Raw genomic sequence first — 16,457 nt, 5'->3', positions numbered from 1 at the left:
CCGCTGCTGGGCGGGTCTTTTGACGCCCCGTCAGGCGGACGCCTGGTTGGCGCTCACGCCCTGGCCGGTCCAATTGCCGTTGGCGTAGGACCAGGTGAGCGTCTCGTGGACGTCGGGGCAGCAGTTGGGGACGGTGTCGTTCGAGTAGGTGTCGACGGTGGCGTGGATGCTGCCGTCGGGTCGCATCCCCATCGCGCGGACGGTCATCCGCTGCTTCTCGGTGATGAGTGTCGCCCCGATCCGGGCCTTGCCCGGGGTCCCCGTGGGGACGAGCACGAACAATCCGTCGGGCGGGGTGCCGGTGCCGGAGTCGCAGTGGGCGTCGACGACGGTGACCGGGGTGCGCGAGTCGGGCAGCACGGCGGAGAACGACTGCACGATCTTGACCGGGATGCCCCCGCACTCGAGGGGGAGGTCACTGCCCTTCGGCTTCGGGGCGGTCAACTGCCCCCCGGTGCCGGACGTGGAGGACGGGGAGGGCAGGGGCTGCGCGGTGTTGGACACCGGGCCCGCGCCGGCCGGGGCGACGAGGGTCGCGACGCCCACGACAGCGCCTATGCCGGCGGCGGTCACGAGCCAGTGCCACGGCTTGCTGTGTGCGTGCGCGTGCGCCTCACCAGACACGTGTGCCCCTCTCCCCACTCACGTTCTGGCGCACATCCTAGTCACGCCGGGCAACCACCCTGAGGGGCGCGAGGACACTGCGCGAGCANCCCGGGGAGGTCCGACCCCATCGAACGGGCCGGACCTCCCCGGGTGGTGTGCTGCCCGCGCCCACGCGGCGGAGCCGAACATCGGCAACAGCCTCGCGCCCCTGGAGGGTGCCTAGTCCATGCCTAGTCCTCTTGTTCCTCGGCCATCCGCAGGAACCTGCCGGGCTTGGGCTTCTCGGGAACCTCGGTCTCGCCGTAGGCGCCCTTCGCCGGGCGCCGACGGCGCAGCGGGGGCTCGACGCCGTCCGCGAGCCGACGGCTCGTCAGCAGGAAACCCGTGTGCCCGATCATGCGGTGGTCGGGGCGGACGGCCAGGCCCTCCAGGTGCCAGGTGCGCACCATGGACTCCCAGGCCTGCGGCTCGGTGAAGGTGCCGTGCTCGCGCAGCGCCTCGACCGTCGTGGACATCTGGGTGGTCGTCGCCACGTAGCAGATCAGCACGCCGCCGGGCACCAGGGCCTTGGACACCGCGTCCAGGCACTCCCACGGGGCCAGCATGTCCAGCACGACCCGGTCGACCTCGGTCTCGGCGAGGTTGTCCTGGAGGTCACCGACCGTCAGCTTCCAGGCGGGGTGCGGTCCGCCGAAGAAGCGCTCGACATTGGCCTTGGCGATCTCGGCGAAGTCCTCGCGACGCTCGTACGAGTACAGCGCGCCGTGGTCCCCGACAGCACGCAGCAGCGACATGCTCAGCGCGCCCGAGCCGACGCCGGCCTCGACGACGCGCGCGCCGGGGAAGATGTCGGCCATCGTGACGATCTGGCCCGCGTCCTTGGGGTAGACCACCGCGGCGCCGCGCGGCATGGAGAGGACGTAGTCGGGGAGCAGGGGACGCAGCGCGAGGTACTGGGTGTTGCCAGTCGTGCGCACGACCGTGCCTTCGGGTCGGCCGATCAGCTCGTCGTGGGAGAAGGCGCCCTTGTGGGTGTGGAAGGACTTCCCGGCTTCGAGCGTGATGGTGTGGTGGCGTCCCTTGGGGTCGGTGAGTTGGACCTGGTCCCCGACCTGGAAGGGCCCGCGACGGCGGGCGGCGCCGGTCGGTTCAGTCATGGGAGCGATTCTACGGGCGCGCGGGCAGCCCGCCGACCACAGGGGGGACCGGGGAGCGCCCGGTCATCGCCAGGGCGAAGGCCCGTTCCACGTCCGAGGCGTTGAGGACGCCGAGGACGCTGCCGTCGCTCTCGCGGACCAGGTACTCCCCCGCCGGAGCCGCGCGCAGGGCGTCCAGCAGCTCCTCGCCGGCGAGGTCCGCGGCGATGGCGCTGCCGGGTTCCAGCGGCCGGGAGACCGCGGCCAGCGCGGTCCAGGGGCGGCGGTGCTCGGGGATCTGCCGCACGGCGCGCTCCCGGACCAGAGCGACCGGCGCGCCCGCGCTGTCGGTGACGACGATGCCGCGGGCGTCGATCTCCTCGAGCCGGCGCAGCGCCTCGGCGAGCGGGGTGTCCGTGGTGACCTCGACGGCCGGGCGGACCAGGGCGCGGGCGGTCAGCTCGGGCAGGTGCTCGCGCAGCCGGGCCAGGCGCAGGCTGGTGCCGGCGCCGTTCCAGATGATCGCGGCGAGGACCGCGCCGAGGACCGCGTCGAGCAGGATGGACGCCATGTCCTGGCCGTCGCTGCTGCGCGCGGACCAGAGCGGCATGAGCACCAGCACGGCCACCGCAAGGGCGCGTCCGGCCCAGGCGGCGGCCACGGTGCCGGTCATCGGACGGCCCGTCAGTTTCCAGACGACCGCGCGCAGCATCCGCCCGCCGTCCAGGGGCAGGCCGGGCAGCAGGTTGAAGGCGGCGACGACGAAGTTGCTCAGCATCAGCGCGGCCAGCAGCACGCCGGCGACGCTGCGGGCGGGGGCGAGCTGCATGAGGCCGAGGAAGACGCCGCCGAGGACGAGGGAGAGCAGTGGTCCGGCGAAGGCCAGCCAGAACTCGCGGCCCGCCGACTCGCTCTCCTTCTGGATCTCCGACACGCCGCCGAAGAACTGCAGCTGGATCCGGAGCACCGGCAGCCTGAACCGCAACGCCAGGACGGTGTGGGCGAGTTCGTGCACCAGCACCGACCCGTAGAAGGCGACCGCGAAGAAGAGCGAGACCAGGTAGCGGGCGCCGCCAAGGCCGGGCAGGATCCGGTCGATCTGCCCGCCGAACAGCCAGGTGATCAGGGCCGCGACCAGGAACCAGGACGGGGCGACGTAGACGGGTACGCCGAACGGCCGGCCCATCAGCAGCCCGCCGGTGGGCCGCTCGTCGCGGCCCTTGCCCTGACTCTCGCTCACCTGGGTGCCCCTCCGTCGCTGCTCCGCGCCTCACGCTACGCGATCAGTACCGCCGGGGGCGCACGGCGGTGCCGGTGACCTGTAGGTACCCGGGAGATCTCGTGGGTACCCCGGAGAAGCTGTGGACTCCCGGTGTCCTGTCGGTGCCGCCGAGTAGGGTCGGGGCATGCAGGAAGCCCCCGCCGCCCCCTTGACCCCCGTGCCCGTGTCGCTGTCGCCCTCGCGCGCCGGGGACTTCATGACCTGCCCGCTGCTCTACCGCTTCCGTGCGATCGACCGGATCCCCGAGCCGCCGAGCCCCGCGGCCACCCGGGGCACCCTGGTGCACGCCGTGCTGGAGCGGCTGTTCGACCACCCGCAGGGCGAGCGGACGCCCGAGGCGGCCCGGGCGCTGCTCCGGCCGCAGTGGGAGCGGCTGCTGACGGAGCGTCCGGAGCTGGCCGACCTCTTCCCGGAAGCGCAGGAGGCGGAGGACGGCGGGTTCGCCCGCTGGCTCGGCGAGGCGGAGCAGCTGCTGGACGCCTACTTCCGCATGGAGGATCCGAACCGGCTGCAGCCCGCCGAGCGCGAGCTGCTGGTGGAGGCGGAGCTGGAGTCCGGGCTCAGACTGCGCGGCTATGTCGACCGGGTGGACGTCGCCCCCACCGGCGAGGTGCGGGTGGTCGACTACAAGACCGGCCGCGCGCCCTCGCGGGACTTCGAGGGCAAGGCCATGTTCCAGATGAAGTTCTACGCCCTGGTGCTGTGGCGGCTGCGCGGCGTGGTGCCGCGCCGGCTCCAGCTGGTCTACCTGGGCGGCGGAGGCCAGGTGGTCGCCTACGACCCGGACGAGGCGGACCTGCTGGCGGTCGAGCGCAAGCTGGAGGCGCTGTGGCGGGCCATCCAGCGGGCGCTGGAGTCCGGAGAGTTCCCGCCCGCGCCGAACCGGCTGTGCGACTGGTGCGCGCACAAGTCGCTGTGCCCCGCCTTCGGCGGCACCCCGCCCGCGTACCCTTTGCCTGTCAGCAGGTAAGTGCGCAGAGCGCAGGCGAGTGGAGCGAGTGTGGCGATCCGAGTGCTGCTGGTCGACGACCAGCCGCTGTTGCGGACCGGGTTCCGGATGATCCTGGAGGCCGAGTCCGACATCGCGGTGGTCGGCGAGGCGGGGGACGGGCAGCAGGCGCTGGAGCAGGTGCGGGCGCTGCAGCCGGACGTGGTGCTGATGGACATCCGGATGCCCCGGATGGACGGCGTCGAGGCCACCCGGCGGATCGCCGGCCCCGGCCGCGACGGCCCGGCGAAGGTCCTCGTGCTCACCACCTTCGACCTCGACGAGTACGTGGTGGAGGCACTGCGCGCCGGCGCCAGCGGCTTCCTGCTCAAGGACGTCCCGGCGGAGGAGCTGGTCCAGGCGATCCGGGTGATCGCGGACGGCGCGGCGATGCTGGCCCCGAGCGTCACCCGGCGGCTGCTGGACATGTACGCCACCCGCCTGCCCAGCGGGGACGAGGCCCCGCCGCCCTCGCTGTCCACGCTGACGGACCGTGAGATGGAGGTCCTCAAGCTGGTCGCCAAGGGCCTGTCCAACGCAGAGGTCGCGGCGGAGCTGTTCGTCAGCGAGACGACGGTGAAGACCCACGTCGGCCACGTGCTGACCAAGCTGGGCCTGCGCGACCGGGTCCAGGCGGCCGTCTTCGCCTACGAGAGCGGCCTCGTCCGGCCGGGCGGCAGCTGACCCGCACGCGGCGCGGAACGCCGAGGGGCGCCGGGGAGTTCGCACTCCCCGGCGCCCCTTCGTCCGGGCCGGGCCGTCGGCTGACGGCCCGTCAGATCCGCTCGGACCCTCGGATCCCTCGGATCAGGAGGACTTGCCGAACAGCCACCAGCGGATGACCGCGGAGGTGTCCAGGGTGAGCCCCGCTCCGGTGATGTCGGCCTGGGTCACGGCGTACGCCTTGTTCTGCCAGATCGGGATGTACGCGGCGTCGTTCGCGAAGGCGTTCTGGATGTCCGCGTAGTCCTTGGCGGCGGCCAGGCGGTCCGTCTCCTTCAGCGTCGCGGCGATCTTGCCGACGATCGCGGCCGGCTGGTAGTTGATGTACATCGAGCTCGGCGCGCCGACGAAGGGGGAGACGAAGTCGTCCGGGTCCGGGTAGTCGGGCAGCCAGCTGACCGTGTAGGCGTCGAAGTCGCCCTTCTTGAGCACCTCGTTCTTCATGGCCGTGTAGGTCGCGTGGGTGCGCAGGGTGACCTGGAACAGGCCGGTGCTCTCCAGCTGCGCCTTGATCATCTTCGCTTCGGCGTCACCGGCGGTCGAGTTCAGGGTGTAGTCGAGCGTGAACGAGACCGGCAGGTGGACGCCCGCCTTCTGCAGGCTGCGCTTGACCGTGGCGGCCGACGCCGGCGGGTAGAGGTTGAGGTAGGCCGCGTTCTGGTCGGTGATGCCCGAGGGGATCATCGAGTAGAGCGGGGTGACCGTGCCCTGGAAGACGCCGGAGGCGATGGAGTCGCGGTTGAGCAGGCGGGCGATGGCGACCCGGACGGCCTTGTTGTTGAACGGCGCCTTGGCGAGGTTCAGCGGCATCAGCCGGATCTGGGCGCCGGGACCCTCGACGACCTGGAGGCCCTTGCCGAGCTGCTGGTCGTTCTGCAGCTTGACGATGTCCGTCGGCGCGATGTCGGTCGCGACCGCGTCGACCGCGCCGCTGTCGAGCGCCGCCTTGGTCTCCTTGACGTTGTCGTAGAAGTTGACCGTGACGCCGGAGTTCTGCAGCTTGCCGCCGTTGTCGAGGGCCGCGCCCTGGTAGGCGGGGTTGACCGACAGGTGCAGGACGCTGGGCTGACCGTCCTTGAAGTCGACCTTGTCGATCTTGTAGACGCCCGAGCCGACGCCGATCGAGGTGTCCGTCGGGTCGGTCACGCCCTTGGTGGGGCTGGCCAGCTTCGGGTCGACGATCGAGGCGACACCGGCGGCGAGCCGGTCCGGCAGCGTCGCGTCGGGGGTGTTCAGGTTGAACACCACCGTGGAGCTGTTGGGGGTGTCCACCGACTTGATGGTGGACAGCAGGGTCCACACCTGGGAGTCGTTCTTGATCTTCAGCACGCGGTCGATCGAGAACTTCACGGCAGCGGCGTCCAGCGGGTCGCCGTTGGTGAACTTCAGTCCCGGGCGGAGCTCGCACTTGTACGTGACGGGGTCGGAGAACCCGCAGGTCTTGGCCGCGTCCGGGGAGGGCTGGTTGGCGCCCGGCGCGTAGCTCAGCAGGGACTGGTAGATGTTGTAGTACACAGCCCAGGAACCGGCGTCGTACGCGACCGCGGGGTCGAGGGTGCTGTAGGCCGTCGCCGAGCCGATGGTGATCTTGGCGCCGGAGGCGGCGTTCGGCGCAGCTCCCGAGCCGGAGGAACCGCACGCCGAGGTGGTCGCGATCAGGCCGACAGCGCCGACCACCGCCAGTCGCTTGACTGTTGACATGACTTCCTTCTTCATTCTGGCCGGCGCTGTGGCAGCCGGGCAGTGCGCCCCAGACACCCTTGTTAGTGGTGCCAGGCAACCCGCACAAGGTCGAACGTTTGCGTAGCCTGCCACACGTTGGCACGAACGCGCAGTCGCCCCTTACCGAGGGTGGGCCCCAGGCACGTTTCAGCGCAGTAAATTGACATGCTGTAATACGACATGTCCGATTTGGCGTTAGCAGGTAGTTACCTTGACGCCCCGTCAACCTCGCCCGCCAGACGGCGCAGCAGAGCCACGTCGACCTCCTTGAGCGAGGACCGCACCGTGCGTCCCGGAGCCGGCTCGATCACGGCCACCGAGGGCACCACGAGGACCGGACAGCCGGCCGCTTCCCCCGCCCGGACACCCGTCGGGGCGTCCTCCACCACGACGCACCGCGCCGGGTCCGCACCCAGCCGCTCGGCCGCGAGCAGGTAGGGATCCGGCCACGGCTTGGTCCGCTCCACCTCGTCGCCGGCCACGGTGGTGGTGAACCGGTCCGGGCCCAGGGTCAGCAGCACCTGGTCGATGATCCGCCGGTGCGAGGCGGACACCAGGGCCAGCGGGACGCCCTCGGCGGCGAGGGCGTCCAGCAGTTCCAGCGCGCCGGGCCGCAGCGGCACGCCCCGGCCCAGCAGTTCGACGAACCGGTCGTTGATCATCGGCCCGAACTCCAGCGGGTCGATGTCCGCCCCGGTCACCGCCAGCAGGTGGTCCACCACCCGCGACATCGGCCCGCCCACCACGATCTTGCGCTCGCGCGGGTGGACGGTGTGGCCGAGGTCCGCCAGCAGCGAGGTCTCGGCCTCCCACCAGAAGTCCTCGGTGTCGACCAGGGTGCCGTCCATGTCGAGCAGGACGGCTTCCAGTCGGGACGGCCGGGTGGGCTCGGTATCACCGTGCATTGAAGTACTTGGCCTCGGGGTGGTGGATCACGATGGCGTCCGTGGACTGCTCCGGGTGCAGCTGGAACTCCTCGGACAGGACGACGCCGATCCGCTCGGGGCGCAGCAGCTCCGCGATCTTCGCACGGTCCTCCAGGTCGGGGCACGCGCCGTAGCCCAGGGAGAAGCGCGCGCCGCGGTACTTCAGCGCGAACATGTCCTTCATCTCCTGCGGATCCTCGCCGGAGAAGCCGAGCTCGGCGCGGACCCGGGCGTGCCAGTACTCCGCCAGCGCCTCCGCCAACTGCACCGACAGGCCGTGCAGTTCGACGTAGTCGCGGTAGGAGTTGGCGGCGAACAGCTCGTTGGCCGCCTCGGAGATGCGGCCGCCCATGGTGACCACCTGGAAGGCGACGACGTCCTTCTCCCCCGAGTCCTCGGGACGGAAGAAGTCCGCCAGGCACAGCCGCCGCCCGCGCCGCTGACGCGGGAAGGTGAAGCGGGTGCGCTCCGAGCCGTCCTCGCCGAGCACCAGCAGGTCGTTCTCCTTCGACACCGCCGGGAAGTAGCCGTAGACGACGGCGGGCTCCAGCCAGCCCTCGGTCTGCAGCCGGTCCAGCCACATCCGCAGCCGCGGCCGGCCCTCCTTCTCCACCAGCTCCTCGTAGGAGGGGCCGCCGCTGCGCGCGGCCTTCAGCCCCCACTGCCCCTTGAACAGGGCGTCCTCGTCCAGCCAGGAGGCGTAGTCGTTGAAGGAGAGGCCCTTGACGATCCGGTCGCCCCAGAACGGCGGCACCGGCACCGGGTTGTCCGCCGCCACGTCCGAGCGGGTGGTCGTCTCCTCCGGCTCCGCCACCTCGACCCGCGCGTGCCGCCGCTGCTTGAGCTCCGGCAGCACCGCGCCGGGCACCCCGCGCTTGACCGCGACCAGGGCGTCCATCAGCCGCAGGCCCTCGAAGGCGTCGCGGGCGTAGCGCACCTCGCCCTGGTAGATCTCGTGCAGGTCCTGCTCGACGTAGGCGCGGGTCAGCGCCGCGCCGCCGAGGATCACCGGGAAGTCGGCGGCCAGCCCGCGCTGGTTCAGCTCCTCCAGGTTCTCCTTCATGATCACCGTAGACTTGACCAGCAGCCCGGACATCCCGATGACGTCCGCCCGGTGCTCCTGCGCCGCCTCGACGATGGCCGAAACCGGCTGCTTGATACCGAGGTTGACGACGTTGTAGCCGTTGTTGGACAGGATGATGTCGACCAGGTTCTTGCCGATGTCGTGGACGTCGCCCTTGACCGTGGCCAGCACGATCGTGCCCTTGCCCTCGGCGTCGGACTTCTCCATGTGCGGCTCCAGGTACGCCACCGCCGCCTTCATCACCTCGGCGGACTGGAGTACGAAGGGCAGCTGCATCTGGCCGGAGCCGAACAGCTCGCCGACCGTCTTCATGCCCTCCAGCAGCACCTCGTTGACGATCTCCAGCGCCGGACGGACCGTCAGCGCCTCGTCCAGGTCGGCCTCCAGGCCGTTGCGCTCGCCGTCCACGATGCGCGCCTGCAGCCGCTCCTCGAGCGGCAGCGCCGCCAGCTCCTCGGCCTTGCCCGCGCGCACCGAGGCGGCGGAGACGCCCTCGAACAGCTCCAGCAGCCGCTGCAGCGGGTCGTAGCCCTCGCGGCGGCGGTCGTAGACCAGGTCCAGCGCGGTCTCGCGCTGCTCCTCGGGGATCCGCGCGATCGGCAGGATCTTGGCCGCGTGCACGATCGCGGAGTCCAGGCCCGCCTCGACGCACTCGTGGAGGAAGACCGAGTTGAGCACCATGCGGGCCGCGGGCGACAGGCCGAAGGAGATGTTCGACAGGCCCAGGGTCGTCTGCACGTCGGGGTGACGGCGCTTCAGTTCCCGGATCGCCTCGATCGTCTCCATGCCGTCGCGGCGGGACTCCTCCTGCCCGGTGCCCAGGGTGAAGGTCAGGCAGTCGACGATCACCGAGGACTCGGGGATGCCGTAGCGCTCGTCCAGGGTGCGGATCAGCCGCTCGGCCACCGCGACCTTCTTCTCCGCGGTGCGGGCCTGCCCCTCCTCGTCGATGGTCAGCGCGATGACGGCGGCGCCGTGCTCGCGCGCCAGGGAGGCGATCCGGTCGAAGCGGGAGCCCTCGGCCTCGCCGTCCTCGAAGTTGACCGAGTTCAGCACCGCCCGGCCGCCCAGCATCTCCAGGCCGGCCCGGAGCACCTCCGGCTCGGTGGAGTCGAGCACGATCGGCAGCGTGGAGGCGGTGGCCAGCCTCCCGGCCAGCTCGCGCATGTCGGCGGTGCCGTCCCGGCCGACGTAGTCCACGCACAGGTCCAGCAGGTGGGCGCCCTCGCGGATCTGCTCGCGGGCGATCTCGACGCAGGCCTGCCAGTCCCCCGCCAGCATCGACTCGCGGAACTTCTTCGACCCGTTGGCGTTGGTGCGCTCACCGATCGCCAGGTAGGAGGTGTCCTGCCGGAAGGGCACCGACTGGTACAACGACGAGGCCGAGGCCTCGGGCCTCGGCTGACGCTTCGTCACCGGCAGCCCCTGGACCCGCTCGACCAGCACCCGCAGGTGCTCCGGCGTCGAACCGCAGCAGCCGCCGACCAGGGACAGCCCGTACTCCTGAACGAACACCGCCTGCGCCTCGGCCAGCTCGGCCGGCTGCAGCGGGTAGTGCGCGCCCTCGGCGGTGAGCACCGGCAGGCCCGCGTTGGGCATGCAGGACAGGCCGATCCGCGCGTTCTTGGACAGGTACCGCAGATGCTCGCTCATCTGCTCGGGACCGGTGGCGCAGTTGAGCCCGATCAGGTCGATGCCCAGCGGCTCCAGCGCGGTCAGCGCCGCGCCGATCTCGGAGCCGAGCAGCATGGTCCCGGTGGTCTCCATCATCACCGAGGCCACGATCGGCAGGCTCAGCCCGGACTCGGCCAGCGCCTCCTTGACCCCGAGGGCGGCCGCCTTGACCTGGAGCAGGTCCTGACAGGTCTCGATGATCAGCGCGTCCGCGCCGCCCGCGACCAGGCCCAGCGCGTTCTGCCGGAAGCCCTCGCGGACGGTGGCGAAGTCGATGTGCCCGAGCGTGGGCAGCTTGGTGCCGGGGCCGATCGAGCCGAGCACCCAACGGGTCCGACCGTCACGGGCGGTGTACTCGTCGGCCACCTCGCGGGCCAGCCGCGCGCCCGCCTCGGACAGCTCGAAGATCCGGTCCGCGATGTCGTACTCGGCGAACGCGGCGGCGTTGGCGCCGAAGGTGTTGGTCTCCACGCAGTCCACGCCGACGGCGAAGTAGGCGTCGTGCACGCTGCGGACGATGTCGGGGCGGGAGACGTTGAGGACCTCGTTGCAGCCCTCCAGGCCCTGGAAGTCCTCCAGGGTCGGGTTCTGCGCCTGCAGCATGGTGCCCATGGCTCCGTCGGCGACCACCACGCGGGTGGCGAGCGCCTCGCGGAGGGCGTCGGCCCGCGCCTGCTGTGCGGACTGCTGCTCGGAGGGGACACGTGTGGCCATGCTGCTGCTCCCTGTGTGCGACGGCTGTCGACTTTGCGCCCCGCCATGACGCCGGGCGCACGGAGCCAGCCTATGCCAGGGCCCTCGCCCGTCTCATCGGAGTTCCGCCAGCTGGGACGGCGCGCGTCGGAGCTGGGCGCATGGTTCGCCGTACGCTGGGCACTTACAGTCCGTGGAACGAGCTCCTCCACGGAGGTGCACTGTCCGGCAAGTGGAGGGAGGCCCTGGGTGATCGAGCTCGAGGACATGCCCGAGCTCATCGACCCGGTCATGGTGGCCGCGTTCGAGGGCTGGAACGACGCGGGCGACGCAGCGTCCGCCGCAGTCGCACATCTCGACGAGCTGTGGGGAGGGAAGGTCTTCGCGGCGCTGGACGCCGAGGACTACTACGACTTCCAGGTGAACCGTCCCACGATCTGGATGGACGGGGCGGTGCGGCGGATCACCTGGCCGACCACGCGGCTGTCGGTGGTCCGGGTGACCGAGCCGAAGACGCGGGACCTGGTGCTGGTGCGCGGCATCGAGCCGAGCATGCGCTGGCGCTCCTTCTGCCAGGAGCTGCTGGGCTTCGCGCACGAGCTGGGCGTGGAGATGGTGGTGATCCTGGGCGCGCTGCTCGGCGACACCCCGCACACCCGTCCGGTCCCGGTCAGCGGCGTCACCTCCGACTCCGACGTGGCACGGACGCTGGACCTGGAGGAGAGCCGCTACGAGGGCCCGACCGGCATCGTCGGCGTACTGCAGGAGGCCTGCGCGCACGCGGGCGTCCCGGCGGTCACCTTCTGGGCCGCGGTGCCGCACTACGTGGCCCAGCCGCCGAACCCGAAGGCGACGCTCGCGCTGCTGAACAAGCTGGAGGACCTGCTGGACGTCCGGATCCCGCAGGGCGAACTGCCGGAGGACGCCAGGGCCTGGCAGCTCGGGGTGGACCAGCTGGCCGCAGAGGACAGCGAAGTGGCCGAGTACGTCCAGCAGTTGGAGGAGGCGAAGGACACCGCGGAGCTGCCGGAGGCCTCCGGCGAGGCGATCGCCCGCGAGTTCGAACGCTATCTGCGGCGGCGGGACAACCAGCCGCCCAAGGGTGGGGACAAGCCCGGCGAGTGAGCCGGAAGCCCACGAGCGGGGGCGGAGCCGGGGTGAGCCCGGCTCCGCCCCCGCTCGCATGTGCGGACGCGCGCCCTGCGATCGGGTGAACCGGAACGGGGCCGACCGAGTGGCCGGATTCGTTCGCACCTGTCGGGCCGACACGGTCGTTCGGTTAATCCTTCATGAAGGATGAAGCCCGGACTCCCTTGACGGAAGGTCGAACTGACCGATTTTCACACTTCTGTCCGCCAAGCAATCGCAAACTCCTCGGTAACCCCCGTAACTCGCAGCCCTCGCACTCTCCTCAGCAGGCACATTGTGGGCTTACGGTATGCGTCATGACCTCCCGCTCCTACGACGGAGTCGGTTACTACGCTCCGTCCTTCGCCTCGGACACCCCGATCTACGACAGCCTCGTCGCAGAGCGCGGAGTCCCGCAGATCGCCCCCATCAACGTGCCCGCGGCCCTCCCCCCGGCGTACGACTCCTACGGCTCCTCCTCCTTCGGGAGCAGCTACCCGACCTCGTCGTACGGCAGCAACCTCCCGGCCCTGCCCGCCCCGCGCCTCGCGCTGGGCCCGGGTCCGAGCAGTCCCGGCTACGCCTCCCCGCAGCCGACCCCCGCGCAGACGGCCACCCCGGTCCACTACGGCGCTCCCCAGCCGTACATCCCGCAGCAGCCCGGTCCCGCCCAGCCCCGCTACCCGCAGGCCCCGCAGGCCAACGGCTACGGCACCCCGCCGGGCGGCGTGCAGATGCCGCAGCGCCCGGTGACCCCGGTCGCGCCGGTCGCCCCGCAGCGTCCGGCCTACAACCAGCCGCAGCAGCCCGGCTACCAGGGCGGCTATCAGTCCGGCGGGTACAACCAGGGCTACCAGGGCGGCTACTGAGCCCGACTGAGCCACCGTCAGGAGCCCGAGGTCAGGGGCCGGCCGGAGAACATTCCGGTCGGCCCCCGCTGTACCCCGGGGCCTGGCACCATGTGCGCATGCCCTACCTCGCAGAACTCCGCGTCCACCCGGTCAAGTCCTTCCGCCCGCTGCTGCCGAGCACCGCGCGGGTCGAGCCCTGGGGGCTGGCCGACGACCGGCGCTGGATGCTGGTCACCGGGGAGGGCGTGGGCCTGACCCAGCGCGACGAGCCGCTGCTCGGCCAGTTCGCCGCCGTCCCGGAACCGGACGGCTCGCTGACGGTCACCGCCCCGGAGGGCAAGGAGATCCGCCGGATCGCCCGCCCGGAGGGCCAACTCGACACCGAGGTCCAGGTGTTCACCAGCCAGCCGCGGTTCCGGGTGTCCGCCGCGGACGCGGAGACCAACGCGTGGTTCTCCGAACTGCTGGGGCGCGAGGTGCGCCTGGTGCACCAGCCCGTCCCGGAGGAGCGGCCCCGCCCGTACACCACCAGCCTGGCCGACGGATATCCGCTGCTGCTGGTGAGCACCGGTTCGCTGGCCGCACTCAACGACTTGATCGCGGCCGACCACCCGGGCGACCCGGTCAAGGGAGCGCCCGTCCCGCTCGGGCGGTTCCGGCCCAACCTGGTGATCGCCGACGCGGAGCCGTGGGAGGAGACCGCGTGGGTCCGCTTCCGCGTGGGCGCGGTGGAGTTCCTCGGGGTCAAGCAGTGCGGGCGGTGCGTGGTCACCACGCTGGACCCCGAGACGAGCGAGCGCCGCGGACCCGAACCCCTGCGCGCGTTGGGACGCCACCGCCGCTTCGGCAAGGACCTCGCCTTCGGCATGAACGTCACGCCCCTCGGACCCTTCGATCGCCCCCTCGCGGTCGGCGACGAGGTGGAGGTTCTGGAAGCCGCCCCACTGCCGGAACCTGACCACGTCTGAGCCGCTTGCAGCCACCCCAGGGGCGCGGGGAACTGCGCGAGCAGCACACCCCCCGTGGAGGTCCGGCGCCACGTGCGGGACGAACCTCCCTCGGTGGTGTGTCGCTCACGCAGTTCCTCGCGCCCCTGACGGGTTGCTGTCCGCGGGGAACGCCCCGCGCCGAGTAACTTAGGGGCCGGAACGGAAAGGATGCTCATGAGCCCAGGCGTGGTTCGGGTGACGCTGGACGGGGCCTCCCGCTGGCGGCGGCGTTCGGGCGAGTACCCCACACTCGGCGAGGCCCTCGCCGCCGCGGAGGCCGGGGACACGGTGACCATAGGAGCCGGGGTCTTCCGGGAGACCGTCCTGGTGGACAAGCCCGTGACGCTCCGGTCCGCCGACGGCCCCGGCAGCGTCCGGGTCGAGCCGCCCACCGGCAGCGCCCTCGTCCTGCTGGCCTCGGCCAGCGTGCAGGGACTGCACCTGGAGGGCCAGGACTCTTCCGCGCCGGCCGTCCTGATCGACGGCGGCGCACCGGAGTTGACGGACTGCCGGGTGCAGACGCGCTCCTCCGTCGGCATCGAGGTCCGCGGCCCCGACGCCGAACCCCGCATCCGGCGGGTCACCGTGGAGAACTCCGGCGGGCTCGGACTCCGCGTCTCCGACGAGGCGCGCGCCCTGGTCGAGGACTGCGAGGTGTTCGCCGCCGCGCAGTCGGGCATCGTCGTCCGCGGCGCGGCCTCGCTCCTGCTCGAGCGGACGAAGGTGCGTCAGGTCACCGGCGCCGGGCTGGTGCTGACCGGACCGGGCAGCCAACTGTCCGCCGTGGACTGCGAGTTCCACGACATCAACGGCAACGGTGTGCAGGCCGACGACCGCGCCGAGGGCCTGCTGTCCGGCTGCGCGGTGCACCGGGTCACCGACAACGGGCTGGTGCTGGACACCGAGGCCTCGCTCACCCTCACCGGCAGCCGGCTGCACGAGATCCCCGAGAACGCCGCCGACCTGCGCGGCCGGGCGAGCCTGACGCTGCGCCAGACGACACTCCGCTCCTTCGGCCGCAACGGACTGTCCGTCTGGGATCCGGGCACCCACGTCGAAGCCGTGGGCTGCGACATCCGCGACAGCACCGGCGACTACCCCGCGGTCTGGGTGATCAGTGGGGCCACCGCGACGCTCACCGACTGCGACGTCCGCGACGTCCCGGACGCGCTCTACGTCCTGGACCGGGGCTCCGCCGCCACCGCCGTCAACTGCTCGCTGACGCAGGTGCGGGCGACGGCGGTCTCGGTCAGCGCGGGCGCGTCCGTGCGCCTGGACCGGCTGCGCGTCCAGGATGCCGGGACCGGCATGTGGTTCCGCGACCACGGCACCGCGGGCGAGTTGACGGCCTGCGAGGTCGCGGACACCGGCACCGGCGTCATCGTCACCAAGGGCGCCGACCCCCGCCTGGAGGACTGCCTGGTGCGGGGCAGCCTGGAGGCCGCCGTCTACGTGTCCGCGGGCGGCCGCGGCACCTTCACCGGCTGCACCGCGAGCCACGGCAAAGGCTACGGTTTCCACGTCATCGACGGCTGCCCCACCCATCTGGTCCGCTGCCGTGCCGAGCAGAACGCCCGCAGCGGCTTCGAGTTCTCCGAACCGGGCCCGGTGACCGAGGACTGCGTCTCCGACGACGCCAGGCCCGCGCCGCAACCGGCCGTCTCGGTGCGGGAGCACGCGGCCGCCGCCGCGTACGTGCCCGCGCCGCGCGCCGAGGCCGCCCCCATCGCCCCGCTGCCCGAGGTGCGCCCGGCCGACGAGGCGCTCGCGGACCTGGACGCGCTCGTCGGGCTGGCGACGGTGAAGCAGGAGGTCCGCACCCTGATCGACCTCATCTCGGTCGGACGCCGCCGCCAGCAGGCCGGGTTGAAGGCCCCCTCGCTGCGCCGGCACCTCGTCTTCACCGGCTCCCCCGGCACCGGCAAGACGACGGTGGCCCGCCTGTACGGGGAGATCCTGGGCTCGCTCGGAGTGCTCCAGCGCGGGCACCTGGTCGAGGTCTCGCGCATGGACCTGGTCGGCGAGCACATCGGCGCCACCGCCCAGCGGACCGCTGAGTGCTTCGACCGGGCCCGGGGCGGGGTCCTGTTCATCGACGAGGCGTACGCCCTGGCCCCGGAGGACAGCGGCCGCGACTTCGGCCGGGAGGCGATCGACACCCTGGTGAAGCTGATGGAGGACCACCGCGACGAGGTCGTGGTCATCGTGGCCGGGTACACGGCCGAGATGGAGCGCTTCCTGTCCGCCAACCCCGGTGTGGCGTCGCGGTTCTCACGCACCATCACCTTCCCGGACTACTCGGCGGACGAACTCCTGGAGATCACCCGCAGCCAGGCCGTCGAGCACGAGTACGCCCTCGCGGACGCGACGGAGTCGCGGCTGCGCGAGCACTTCGCGGCGCTGCCCAAGGGCCCCACCTTCGGCAACGGCCGCACGGCCCGGCTGGTCTTCGAGGGCATGGTGGAGCGCCACGCGGTCCGCGTGGCCCAACTCCCCAACCCCACAACGGAGGAACTACAGATCCTCCTCCCGGAGGACCTGCGCTAGCCCCCCGCCCGCCACTGCCGCGCTGCTCTTTCGCCGCCCAGGGCGCAGCCCGGCCGAAGGCCCAGGGCACAGCCCGGCCGAAGGCCCGGTGGGCGGGCCAGGGCGCAG

The 16,457-nt window shown here is 71.7% G+C and carries 12 protein-coding genes; 6 read left to right on the top strand and 6 right to left on the bottom strand.

The genetic code is table 11. The features are described from left to right. Positions 1-30: 30 nt before the first annotated feature. The 3 genes from ACFP3V_RS22015 to ACFP3V_RS22005 form a co-directional block, all read right to left on the bottom strand. Complete coding sequence (locus tag ACFP3V_RS22015) at positions 31-546, bottom strand: hypothetical protein (protein WP_380586060.1); 516 nt, start codon at positions 544-546, stop codon at positions 31-33. Positions 547-836: 290 nt separating this feature from the next. Then, entirely contained in the window at positions 837-1,763 is a 927-nt protein-coding gene (locus ACFP3V_RS22010) for a tRNA (adenine-N1)-methyltransferase (protein WP_380586058.1), read from the bottom strand. 10 nt (positions 1,764-1,773) lie between these two features. Further along, on the bottom strand, positions 1,774-2,982 hold the full coding sequence (locus tag ACFP3V_RS22005; protein WP_380586056.1) for a site-2 protease family protein: 1,209 nt from the start codon (positions 2,980-2,982) through the stop codon (positions 1,774-1,776). 166 nt (positions 2,983-3,148) lie between these two features. Here ACFP3V_RS22005 and ACFP3V_RS22000 point away from each other — a divergent pair, with 166 nt between their 5' ends. Together ACFP3V_RS22000 and ACFP3V_RS21995 are read left to right on the top strand one after the other, a co-directional pair. Continuing rightward, positions 3,149-3,994: a RecB family exonuclease gene (locus ACFP3V_RS22000; protein ID WP_380586055.1), complete on the top strand. Its 846-nt coding sequence runs from the start codon at positions 3,149-3,151 to the stop codon at positions 3,992-3,994. A gap of 30 nt (positions 3,995-4,024) precedes the next feature. Then, positions 4,025-4,696: a response regulator gene (locus ACFP3V_RS21995; protein ID WP_380586053.1), complete on the top strand. Its 672-nt coding sequence runs from the start codon at positions 4,025-4,027 to the stop codon at positions 4,694-4,696. A gap of 123 nt (positions 4,697-4,819) precedes the next feature. Here the strand turns inward: ACFP3V_RS21995 and ACFP3V_RS21990 are convergent, their stop codons facing one another. The 3 genes from ACFP3V_RS21990 to metH all read right to left on the bottom strand — a co-directional run bounded on the left by ACFP3V_RS21990 (position 4,820) and on the right by metH (position 10,855). Then, positions 4,820-6,436 carry an ABC transporter substrate-binding protein gene (locus tag ACFP3V_RS21990; RefSeq protein WP_380586051.1) on the bottom strand — a complete coding sequence of 539 codons (1,617 nt, stop codon included), beginning with the start codon at positions 6,434-6,436 and terminating at the stop codon, positions 4,820-4,822. A gap of 227 nt (positions 6,437-6,663) precedes the next feature. Continuing rightward, positions 6,664-7,362, bottom strand: coding sequence for an HAD family hydrolase (locus ACFP3V_RS21985; RefSeq protein ID WP_380586049.1), 699 nt, complete (start codon positions 7,360-7,362; stop codon positions 6,664-6,666). Then, complete coding sequence (metH, locus tag ACFP3V_RS21980) at positions 7,352-10,855, bottom strand: methionine synthase (protein ID WP_380586047.1); 3,504 nt, start codon at positions 10,853-10,855, stop codon at positions 7,352-7,354. The genes ACFP3V_RS21985 and metH overlap by 11 nt, the downstream gene beginning before the upstream one ends. A gap of 228 nt (positions 10,856-11,083) precedes the next feature. On the opposite strand from metH, the gene ACFP3V_RS21975 reads away from it, so the two are divergent. The 4 genes from ACFP3V_RS21975 (at position 11,084) to ACFP3V_RS21960 (ending at position 16,349) form a co-directional block, all read left to right on the top strand. Continuing rightward, positions 11,084-11,959, top strand: a complete 876-nt coding sequence (locus ACFP3V_RS21975) for a PAC2 family protein (protein ID WP_380586045.1) — start codon at positions 11,084-11,086, stop codon at positions 11,957-11,959. A 320-nt stretch (positions 11,960-12,279) separates the two neighbouring features. Continuing rightward, entirely contained in the window at positions 12,280-12,831 is a 552-nt protein-coding gene (locus ACFP3V_RS21970; protein WP_380586043.1) for a DUF6643 family protein, read from the top strand. Between the two features lie 98 nt (positions 12,832-12,929). Next, positions 12,930-13,781, top strand: a complete 852-nt coding sequence (locus ACFP3V_RS21965; RefSeq protein ID WP_380586041.1) for an MOSC domain-containing protein — start codon at positions 12,930-12,932, stop codon at positions 13,779-13,781. A 195-nt stretch (positions 13,782-13,976) separates the two neighbouring features. Next, positions 13,977-16,349: a right-handed parallel beta-helix repeat-containing protein gene (locus ACFP3V_RS21960; protein WP_380586039.1), complete on the top strand. Its 2,373-nt coding sequence runs from the start codon at positions 13,977-13,979 to the stop codon at positions 16,347-16,349. The last annotated feature ends 108 nt before the right edge of the window (positions 16,350-16,457 follow it).

Origin of the sequence: Streptacidiphilus monticola (assembly GCF_042658505.1) — a bacterium.
Taxonomy (GTDB): domain Bacteria; phylum Actinomycetota; class Actinomycetes; order Streptomycetales; family Streptomycetaceae; genus Streptacidiphilus; species Streptacidiphilus monticola.
Note: the sequence above shows the minus strand (reverse complement) of the source record. Positions and strands in the feature narration are given on the sequence as shown.